The 10,953-nt window shown below is 31.3% G+C and carries 8 protein-coding genes and 1 pseudogene; 3 read left to right on the forward strand and 6 right to left on the reverse strand.

Annotation, left to right across the window (positions count from 1 at the left end):
- Positions 1 to 46: 46 nt before the first annotated feature.
- Complete coding sequence (typA, locus tag M0Q17_RS04620; RefSeq protein WP_295083786.1) at positions 47 to 1,849, reverse strand: translational GTPase TypA; 1,803 nt, start codon at positions 1,847 to 1,849, stop codon at positions 47 to 49.
- A gap of 119 nt (positions 1,850 to 1,968) precedes the next feature.
- On the opposite strand from typA, the gene M0Q17_RS04625 reads away from it, so the two are divergent.
- Complete coding sequence (locus M0Q17_RS04625) at positions 1,969 to 3,204, forward strand: CCA tRNA nucleotidyltransferase (protein ID WP_295083788.1); 1,236 nt, start codon at positions 1,969 to 1,971, stop codon at positions 3,202 to 3,204.
- Here the strand turns inward: M0Q17_RS04625 and queF are convergent.
- The 5 genes from queF to dnaA all read right to left on the reverse strand — a co-directional run bounded on the left by queF (position 3,193) and on the right by dnaA (position 10,030).
- Complete coding sequence (gene queF / locus M0Q17_RS04630) at positions 3,193 to 3,570, reverse strand: preQ(1) synthase (protein WP_295083790.1); 378 nt, start codon at positions 3,568 to 3,570, stop codon at positions 3,193 to 3,195. The two genes, M0Q17_RS04625 and queF, sit on opposite strands and share 12 nt — an antisense overlap.
- A gap of 1 nt (position 3,571) precedes the next feature.
- The gene (locus tag M0Q17_RS04635; RefSeq protein ID WP_295083792.1) at positions 3,572 to 4,990 is read right to left on the reverse strand and encodes a GGDEF domain-containing protein; all 1,419 of its coding nucleotides are present in this window, start codon (positions 4,988 to 4,990) and stop codon (positions 3,572 to 3,574) included.
- 14 nt (positions 4,991 to 5,004) lie between these two features.
- Positions 5,005 to 7,314: a DNA topoisomerase (ATP-hydrolyzing) subunit B gene (gene gyrB, locus M0Q17_RS04640; protein ID WP_295083794.1), complete on the reverse strand. Its 2,310-nt coding sequence runs from the start codon at positions 7,312 to 7,314 to the stop codon at positions 5,005 to 5,007.
- 174 nt (positions 7,315 to 7,488) lie between these two features.
- A complete protein-coding gene (gene dnaN, locus M0Q17_RS04645) occupies positions 7,489 to 8,556 on the reverse strand; it encodes a DNA polymerase III subunit beta (protein ID WP_295083796.1) in 1,068 nt (355 codons plus the stop codon).
- 166 nt (positions 8,557 to 8,722) lie between these two features.
- On the reverse strand, positions 8,723 to 10,030 hold the full coding sequence (dnaA, locus tag M0Q17_RS04650; protein ID WP_295083798.1) for a chromosomal replication initiator protein DnaA: 1,308 nt from the start codon (positions 10,028 to 10,030) through the stop codon (positions 8,723 to 8,725).
- 150 nt (positions 10,031 to 10,180) lie between these two features.
- On the opposite strand from dnaA, the gene ruvC reads away from it, so the two are divergent.
- Complete coding sequence (gene ruvC / locus M0Q17_RS04655) at positions 10,181 to 10,660, forward strand: crossover junction endodeoxyribonuclease RuvC (RefSeq protein WP_295083801.1); 480 nt, start codon at positions 10,181 to 10,183, stop codon at positions 10,658 to 10,660.
- 78 nt (positions 10,661 to 10,738) lie between these two features.
- A pseudogene (locus tag M0Q17_RS04660) lies at positions 10,739 to 10,953 on the forward strand (DUF438 domain-containing protein); the annotation flags it as partial.

Here is a 10,953-nt window from a genome sequence, read left to right on the forward strand (position 1 = left end):
TTAGTTACTAACTTCTTGCAGTTTGCAAGAAGTTAGTTATAGAAGATTATTTGCGAGAGTATCTTTTTCTTTCGTTTTCAGTTAGAAATTTTTTACGAATACGAATACTCTTAGGTGTTACCTCAAGTAGTTCATCGTCCTCTATCCACTCTAGTGCACGCTCTAGTGACATATCACGAGGAGGAATAAGTTTAATAGCTTCATCTGCACCGCTTGAGCGAACGTTTGATTGTGCTTTTCCTTTGATAGGATTTACCACTAAATCGTTTGAACGTGAGTGCTCACCGATAATCATACCTTCATATACTTTTGTTTGAGGTCCTATAAAAAGAACTCCGCGGTCTTGAATATTAAAGAGTGAGTACGCTAAAGTTTCACCGTTTTCCATACTTACAAGCGCACCGTAACTTCTTGATTCAACGGCTCCGCTGTATGGACGAAAATCTAAGAATGAGTGGTTCATAATACCCTCACCTTTAGTATCTGTCAAAAATTGACCACGAAATCCAATTAATGCACGAGCAGGAATTTCAAACTCAATTCTTTGAAAACCTTGTCCCATTGGAACCATAGATTTCATTTCTGCTTTTCTTTTTCCAAGACGCTCAATTACGGTACCGCTTAACTCTTCAGGAATATCAATAACTAGATGTTCAAACGGCTCACATTTAACACCCTCAATCTCTTTTACGATAACTTCTGGGCGACCTACGCCAAATTCAAAGTTTTCACGTCTCATATTTTCGGCTAAAATTGTAATCTGTAACTCGCCGCGTCCTGAAACTTTAAATTTACCCTCGCCTACAAGTTCAAGTCTCATAGCAACGTTTGTTGTCATCTCAGCTTCGAGTCTATCTTTGAGTTTGTTAGAAGTTACGTGTTTTCCTTCTTGTCCTGCAAGAGGAGAGTCATTTACGGAAAAAATAACTGTTAATGTCGGCTCTTCGATATGCATCGGATCAAGCGGCATTGGGTTAGCAGGGTCGCAGATAGTATCTCCTACATCTACAGTTTCTAAACCTGCAAATGCAACGATATCTCCAGCTTCAGCTTCTTGAATCTCCATACGGTTAAGTCCGTGAAAACCAATAAGCTTAGAAATACGCCCTTTTACAAGTTCGCCGTCAGCTTTTGCAAGCATAACGTTGTCACCTTTTCTAATTACCCCGTTAAAGATACGAGAAATTCCTATCTTACCAACATAGTTATCATAGTCAAGCGTAAATACCTGTGCCTGTGTATGATTTTCTCTATCCCCCTCAGGCTCCGGTATATGCTTTAAAATAGTTTCAAAGATACACTCAAAGTTTCCATCCGGGTCTGCCATGTCAAGCTTTGCAATACCATCGCGCGCAGCAGCATAAATGATAGGAAAATCAAGTTGATCTTCTGTTGCATCCATAGCAGCAAAAAGGTCAAACATCTCATCTACAACTCTCTCTGGATCTGCTGAGGGCTTATCAATCTTATTGATAACAACAATCGGTTTTTTACCGAGTGCAAGCATCTTCTTAACAACGAACTTAGTTTGAGGCATAACACCCTCATAGGCATCAACAAGTACCAAAACACCATCTACCATCTTTAAAACACGCTCAACTTCACCACCAAAATCGGCGTGACCCGGAGTATCTATAATATTAATTTTATAATCTTTATAGCGAATTGCGGTGTTTTTTGAGAGAATCGTAATACCACGTTCTTTTTCTAAAGCATTACTATCCATTGCTCTTTCATCATGTTGCTCATGAGTTCCGTATGTTCCCGACTGCTCTAGTAGTCCATCAACCATGGTTGTTTTACCATGGTCAACATGGGCAATTACTGCAATATTTCTAATCTTTTGCACAAGGCTTCCTTCTTTGGCTTATTAAATATAAAACCAAGATAAAAATTTTTGCGATTATACCTAAAATAGTGTTATAATATATTTAAAATAAAAAGAGATACTCAATATTTATGATTATGATGATTAATTACCCAGATAAATTAAATATTATATTTGACAAATTATATAATTTGGGTATTAAACCTATAATTGTAGGAGGCTTTATTAGGGATTCTCTTGTTAGAATTGATTCTAAAGATATAGATATAGAAGTTTATGGAATCTCCTCTTTTTTAGAGTTGCAAAATATATTAAAAGAGTTCGGCTCTGTTAATGTCGTGGGAAAAAGTTTTGGAGTTTGCAAACTATACTTTGAAGATTATGATTTAGACTTCTCGTTTCCAAGGATTGATAATAAAGTTCAACCTGGACATAAAGGATTTGAGATAGCCATAGATACAACACTTGATTTTAAAACTGCAACATCAAGAAGAGATTTTACGATAAACTCTATAGGTTATGATGTCTTAAAAAAAGAAATACTAGACCCATTTGGTGGAATTGATGACTTTAAAAACAAGATACTTAGAGCTGTAAATTTAGAGAGTTTTAGCCAAGACCCTCTTAGAGTTTTAAGAGCTATTCAATTTGCTGCAAGATTTAATCTCAAAATTGAAGATAATCTTTTTTCTACATGTAAAGATATGGTTTTAAAAGGGATGTTAGAAGAACTTCCTAAAGAGAGAATATTTGAGGAGGTAAAAAAACTTCTTCTTTATGCAAAAAAACCTTCACATGGATTTGAACTTTTAAAAGAGTTTGGTAGCAACATATATACTCAAAATCTATCCGTTATAGATGCTATAGCAAAACAAAAAACAACTAACAATCAAACAAATCTTGTTTTAATGTTAGCGGGTCTTTGTTATAACCTTTCTCAAAAAGAGGCTCAAAATTTTATACAAAAATTAACAGATGAGAAAGAACTTTTACAAAGGTCTCTTCTGCTTGTTAAAAAACATAATGATACAAATACTCTATATAAAAATTCTCTAAGTGACTATTACCTATATAAACTCGCTGCTGAAGTAAATATAGATGAGCTTCTTATTTTAAAAAGTGCAATTTATCTTACAAACGATAACACAAAAGCTTTTAAAACTGTTCAAGAGATAAAAAAAAGAGCAAAAGAACTAAATATATTAGACAAAAAACTCCCGGCTATTTTAATGGGAAGAGATATTTTAAAGTTTGCTCTTAAGCCCTCGCCTCTATTTTCAAAAATCATCTCTGATGCTTATGATGCTCAAATGCATGGCAAATTTTCTAACCATGACAGCGCACTTCTTTGGTTAAAAAATTATTTAAAGTCTTGAGCTATCAATCTCTATAACAGTGTGAACATTTCCTCTTGGATTATAATTGGCTACTACTTTCATATATTTTGGTTTTAGTTTTTTCTCTAAAACTTCATATATCTCATTTGCACTGTTTTCATGAGAGATGTGTCTATCTCTAAATGAATTTATATAAAGTTTTATAGCTTTTAATTCAACTACCCATGCATCAGGCGTATATTCTAAATATATAGTTGCATAATCAGGATATCCGCTTCTTGGACATAGACATGAAAACTCCGGAAGTGTCATCTTTATAAGATAATTTCTTTTATGCTCATTTGGCCAAATCTCCAAATCTTTTTCTACATCAAACTCATTAATAATTTTTTCACCATACTTCATACTAACTCCTCTTTTTTTCAATTTTTTCTAAAGGTGCCAAATACCTGCCCTGCATGTAATCTACTCCTAGCTCCTTTGCTAAAGTGTAACAATTTTGATTTTCAATCATCTTAATCCATGTTTTAAGACCCTTTTCATGTGCCATAACATTAAAACCACTTATAATATTTTTATATACTCCCTCATCGCTATTTTTAGTATAGTACGAGTCAAATCTAACTATATCAATATCTAAATCCCGTAAATATAAAAAACTCGTATGTAACGAAGCTAATCTATCTACAGCTATAAGAACTCCCAAACTTCTTAACTGCTGCAGAGTTGCATTAAATTTATCTACTCTCGGATAATATTCACTTTCTTGAAAAAGCAGTATAATTCTATTTTTTGCACACTCATTTTTTGTAAAAATTTCTTTAATTTTTGTTAAAACAGTGGAATTTCTCAAAGAAGTAGGTGATATTTGAATTGCAAATTTATTACCGTCGGATTGAGTACACATATTTATTACTTTTTCTAAAACTATAAGATCATAATTACCCATCAATCTTAATTTATCTAAAATTTTCATATAATTCTTTTGATGAAGCAATTTTTCATCTTCCGTTTCTAATTTTACAAAACACTCTTTAAAAACTTCTACTTCTTTTTCAAAAACAGTTTGTGTATAAATTACTAAATCTTTTCTTTTAATAGCATTTATAACGCTATATTCAAGTTCATTTGGATTTATATCTTCATCTATATATTTTGCCGTTAATTTAGAACTTTTATTTTTATCTTGCAATTCAAAAAGATTTTCGATTAAATAATCAATATCTTTTGAAAAAGTTATATCATTTAAAACACCTGATATCTGAATCTCTATATCATCAATCTTAAACTCTTCACTCTTAAGACACATTAACTCTATAATTGTTTTATATCTATTTTTATCTCCATGCACTCCAATTATAAAATCACCGCCTTTTATGCGCCCTACCGAAATATTGTATATATCTTTTGATTTTAAATATTCAACTATCCAATTAAGAGTTTCAAAAAGTACTTTATCACCGATTTTAATGCCATAGCGACTATTTATTTCATAAAGATTATCAACACTTAAAAGTATAAGTGTGTACTCTTTAGATGTTTTTATCTTCTTTTTTAAATACTCATATATATACTCTCTTGTAAAAGCTTTTGATACACTATCAATTATTTTAGTATCAAAACCTTTATATATAAGATAAAAAATAAAATAGATGCTAAATACTAAAATTAGAATTGATTCAATGTAAAATGAGGTATTTAAAGTTTCTTGACTTGTACTAAATGTATGAAAAACTAAAGCAATAACAAGAGCAAAAATAGGAAGCACCATCCTAAGTGCTAACTTAAAACGGTACTCTCTCTCTTTAATTTCTGGAAGTAACATATATTACTGAGATGTTAAACATCTAAATGTTTAACATCTTTTGCATGTGTTTGAATATAGTTACGACGAGGTTCAACTTCATCGCCCATAAAAAGAGTAAAAGTATCACTTGCTAACTCTGCATCTTCTATTGTAACTTGTAATAATATTCTATTTTCAGGGGTCATTGTAGTCTCCCAAAGCTGATCTGGATTCATCTCTCCAAGACCCTTATAACGTTGAATGTATGCACCTTTTTTAGCATACTCTATAATATTATTCAGCACTTTTAAAATATCTTCTTTAAAGTCTAAATTCCACTCTTTTATTTTTCCATATATGTAACTTGCTTCACAAAAATGTGGAGCAGCAAAAAGATCATCATTTATAAGTAACTCCTCCATTCCACCTTTTGTCTGCACAAAAATATGAATTGAATCCTGAGTAACTGTTTTAGTAAGAATATTATTTCCACTTTCAACTAAAAATTCTTCAACTTTTTTATACATACTTGTTATGTCAAGACCTATTAAATCAGGATTTTCTATAAAATGGCGTATTAAATCTACTAAAGCGTATCTTCTTTTTAGAGCCTCAAGAGAACCCCTGTAGTGATCAACCATTCTGAAGTATGATATTAAATCGTTATGTCCTACAGTTTGCATATCTAAAGACTCTATCCCATTATCAATCAAAAAGTCATTCATTTGGCGGTCATCTTTAAAATAGATCTCTTTTTTTCCTTTTTTATAACGAAAAAGCGGTGGTTGTGCCAAATAGAGATATCCATTTTCAATTACACTTCTAAAATGACGGAAGAAAAATGTCAGAAGCAGAGTCTGAATATGTGAACCATCAACGTCAGCATCGGTCATAATGATGATTTTATGATAACGAAGTTTTTCCTCATTATACTCATCACCAATCCCACAACCCATCGCCGTAATCATATTAGTAATCTCTTCAGATTTTAATATTTTATCAAGTCTTGCTTTTTCAACATTTAAAATCTTACCTTTAAGTGGTAAAATAGCTTGAAATACTCTATCTCTGCCCATTTTTGCAGAACCGCCTGCAGAGTCACCTTCCACCAGATAAAGTTCACAGATGGAAGCATCTTTACTTTGGCAATCTGCAAGTTTTCCAGGAAGCGTTCCAACACTCATGGAGTCTTTTCTGCGTGTCAATTCTCTTGCTTTTTTAGCAGCTTCACGACCTCTTGCTGCCATAAGAGATTTTGCAACAATTGCTTTTGCTTCAATTGGATTTTCTTCAAAATATTTACTCAGTAACTCATAAGTAGCTTTTTGGATTAACGGTCTTACATAAGTATTTCCAAGTTTACCTTTAGTCTGTCCCTCAAATTGAGGCTCAGGAACACGAGCTGAAACAATAGCGATAAGACCTTCACTAGTATCTTCCCCGCTTATTTTAACATCTTTCTCTTTTGCTGCACCGTTTTGAGAGTTATAATTTGATATAGCTCTAGTTAGTGCAGCACGAAAACCCGCTTCATGTGTTCCGCCGTTTGGAGTTCGTATGTTATTTACAAAAGAGTAAACTTTTTCATCATAAGTATCATTATACATAAGTGCTATATCAAATTCTATATCTTCAATTTTTGAACTAAATTCAAAAACTTTAGCAACTTCTTGTTTTTTATTTAAATCTGTAACATATTGAGCTATACCACCCTCAAAATGGTATGTTTGTGAAACATTAGTTCTCTCATCAATAAAATTAATAGTTATAAATGGATTAAGGTATGCAAGTTCTTTAAATCTTCTAGCTAAATATTCATATTCAAAAATCACAATTTCCGTAAATATACTAGGATCTGGTGCAAATTCTATCGTAGTACCTGTTTTACGAGTTTTTCCTATAACAGAAAGTATCTCTTGAGGTATACCTTTTTTAAAATCTTGTTCAAAAATTTCTCCATCTCTGTTAATAGTCATTTTTAACTCTGAAGATAGAGCATTTACGACAGATACACCAACACCATGAAGACCACCAGAGACTTTATAAGTATCTTTATCAAATTTACCGCCGGCATGAAGAACTGTTAAAACAACAGTAGCAGCACTTATTCCTTCAGTTGGATGTATATCAGTAGGAATACCACGCCCATTATCAGATACTCTACATGTGCCATTTTTTGTAAGAATTATATTAATAGTATCACAGTGACCTGCCATTGCCTCATCAATTGAGTTATCAATAACCTCATAAACCAAATGATGTAAACCTCTATGTCCGGTATCACCAATGTACATACCAGGTCGTTTACGAACTGCTTCTAATCCTTTAAGGACTTTAATATTAATAGCGCCGTAATTTTCCATTTAATACTCCATTATAACTTTGTTACATAATTGGGGTTATTTTATCTAATTTATTCTAAAAATAAGTTTTATATGCTTATAAGCGGGTATTTTGATAGGTTTTAATAATAAGACTTCTTATAAAATAGAAGAAGTCTGCTAAAAGAGGTTTAAAATAAAAATTAAGTGTAAGGTTTATATAACTATAGGCATAACAACAGTTTTAAAATTAGCTTCACTTAGAACAAAAGGCAGATTGCTTTCATTGAGACCGATAGTAAATTCAGAACTGTTTACGGTATTTAAAAAATCTAAAAGATATCTGCTGTTAATTGCAATAACAAAAGGTGAAGAAAAGCCTGTTTCATAATTTATCTCTGTTTTAGCTTCTATATTGTCATCACTTAGTGATTCAAACGTAATTGTGTTATTAAAAAAAGTTATTTTTACATCTGTTGAGATTGTAGTAATTTGTTTAATTGATTCTATCATCACAGCTTTTGGAAGAGTAAGTGTTTTTGAGATCTCTTTTGGAATAATCCTTGAATATTCAGGAAATTTTCCATTTATAAGTTTTGTAAAAAAAGTATAATTTTTTGAGTTTATAATAAGATTTGTCTCATCATAATAAAGTTCTATGTCATCAAAAAATAGTTTTTGAATCTCTATTATTGCTTTTTTTGGGATGATTATAGATAGTTGACTGCTGTTTTCATTTTTTATATTAACTACTGCTAATCTTCTGGTATCTGTGGAGGCAAAATTAATACTATCTTCTCTGATATCAATGAGTGCACCATTTAATTCAAATTTTGGGTTGTTTGTATCAATTGATGGAGTTATTTTTTTAAGAGAGTCTATAAGAGAGTGTGAATTTATCGTTATACGAGGTTTTCCTTCATATATTGGAAATGTTGGAAATTCACTATAAGAAAATGTTGGTAATTTAAAATTTGAGTGTGATTGGGAGATATATAAAATATCATTTTTAACTTCTAAGCTAATTTCTCCATCTTTTAAAATTCTTACAATATCTAAAAATTTTTTACCATTAGCCGTAACAGTGCCATTGCCAATTATATTTACTTTATCAGTTGATACAATAAGACCTATTTCATAGTCTGTAGCTTTGATGCAGAGTTTAGAATTTGAAACATCTATTAATACATGAGATGTAATTTGTGAGGTATCTTTTTTTTCTAAAAATGGTTGTGTATGAATTAAAATATTTTCAATGATAGATTTTTGTACTGTTATCTTCATCTAAATTCCTATTTATTATATAAAATTATAGTAGTAGTAGTAGGTGGGAGTGAAAATGTGAATATCACTCTGTAGCTACTACTCTAAGGGTTTTTTAGATGTGATGAACCTTTTGAGCTTTTTTCACATCTGTTCACTTAAGTAATTATATCTTTTTTTCATCTTTTTAAGAAGAGGATGTTATTTTGTTTGTTAACTCTTCTATTTTAACTTTAAAATCTTCATCATTTTGGATTAATTCGTTTATTTTTTTTAGTGTATGACTTATAGCGGTATGGTCTTTCATTCCAAAGTATTGTGCAAGTTGTGGCATTGTATTTTGGGTTAAATCACGGCAGAGATAGATAGCAATTCTTCTTGCATAAACCAGATTTTTGCTTCTTCCTTTTGAGCGAATTTCACTCGGTTTTATATTTAAATCTTTTGCAACACTTTGCGTGATAATATCTAGGGTAAGATTTGCACGATTTTCTTGAAGTTGATCTTTTAAAACACTTTTTGTAAATTGCAAATCTATATCTACATGCATAAGTTGTGAATAAGCATGTAGTTTAGATAAAATCCCCTCAATTTCACGAACGTTACTCTCAATTACTGTTGCTATATAACTTATGATGTCTTTTGTAAGAGTAACTTTATTGATTTTACATTTATTTTCTATAATGGCTATTTTAGTCTCAAGTTCTGGAGGCTGAATATCTGCAACAAGTCCATGCTCAAAGCGACTTTGAAGTCTTTTTTCAAGTCCCGCTATCTTTTTTGGATGTTTATCGGCTGTTAATATAATCTGCTTGCCAACACCTTTAAGTGCTTCAAAAGTATGAAAAAATTCCTCTTGAATACCCTCTTTATTACTTAAAAACTGGATATCGTCTATAAGAAGAACATCACATTTACGATATTTTTCTTGAAACCTTTCCATGGTTTTATTTCTAACATGACGTATAAAGTCATTTAAAAACTGCTCAACAGTAGTGTAGATAACAATTTTCCCCTGATTTTGAAAAACATTTCCTGCTGCTTGCATCAGGTGAGTTTTGCCTAAACCGACTCCCCCGTGAATAAAAAGAGGATTATAAAGAACACCTGCTTTTTCACTTACGCTCTTTACTGCAGCATAAGCAAATTGGTTAGAACCTCCAACCATAAAATTTTCAAAAGTGTGTGATGGATTTAGTAATGAATGTAGCTGTTTTTGCTCTTTTTTTTGTTCTGCTTTTTTAGATTCAATCTGATTTTTAAGTAAAATTTTAACAGTTACATTAGATGCATCATGTACTTCAAAAAGATGTTTGATTTTTGCGCTGTATCTATTTTTTATCCAGTTTAAAACTAGAGAGTTTGGGGCATAAAAAAGCGCTGTGTCACTTGTGGATTTTTTTGTGTCATAAACGAGATGTTTTATATATCTGTTATATTCAATCTCGGGTATCTCCTCTTTTAGTAAAAGCAAATTTTTTTGACCTATATTCACAACTCTTCCTCTATCTTTATTATATTTGTGAATAATAGCGCTTATTGCCATAAATAGAGTTAAAATTATGTGAATAACAAATTTGTGAATATGTGAATAGGTTAAAATTGTTGCACTATAATACGAAAATATCATGCCATGAGGATTGAGATGACAATTTTAGGAATAGATCCGGGAACAAGAAAAATGGGCTATGCTCTTATTTCTTTAGAAAAAGGTAAAATTTTATTAATTGAGGCTGGACTTATAAAAATAAAAGCCGAAGAGTTACAGTTTCAGATTCCGCAGATGGTTGAAGCTTTTGAAGGTATATTTAAAAATCATAAAATAGATGAAGTAGCAATTGAAGATATTTTTTATGCACATAATCCAAAAACAACAATTAAACTTGCCCAATTTCGCGGAGCAATTATACTTATGCTTCTTCAGCAGTTTGGGCAGTTCAATGAATATACGGCGCTTCAAGTTAAAAAAGCACTTACAGGAAATGGTAAAGCCACAAAAGAGCAAGTCGCTTTTATGGTAAAGAGACTTTTAAACATAAAAAAAGAGATAAAACCGCTTGATATAACTGATGCTATTGCCGTTGCAATAACGCATTCTCAAAGAGTAAAATTAAAACAACAGTAATTTTTCATCTTGTTATAAATCAAAGAGTAAATTTTTAAAAACAGTATAATCTTGTTATAAAATTGTTAAGGAAAAATTATGAATCCATTTACAAATCTGCCTGAAGGGCACCCTGCTAAAGTCTATATAGAAGAAAATATGTTGATAAGAGGTTTGATTGCAAGTATAAGCACTATTGATATAATAAAGAATTTTGAAGAGTTTGAAGATAAGTTTAAAAAACTTTGTTTAGTTGAGAAACATTTTGCCAGAAAAGAGAATCAGCTTTTTTCATACTTGGAAAAATATGGCTG

Source organism: Sulfurimonas sp. (assembly GCF_023229105.1).
Taxonomy (GTDB): Bacteria; Campylobacterota; Campylobacteria; order Campylobacterales; family Sulfurimonadaceae; genus Sulfurimonas.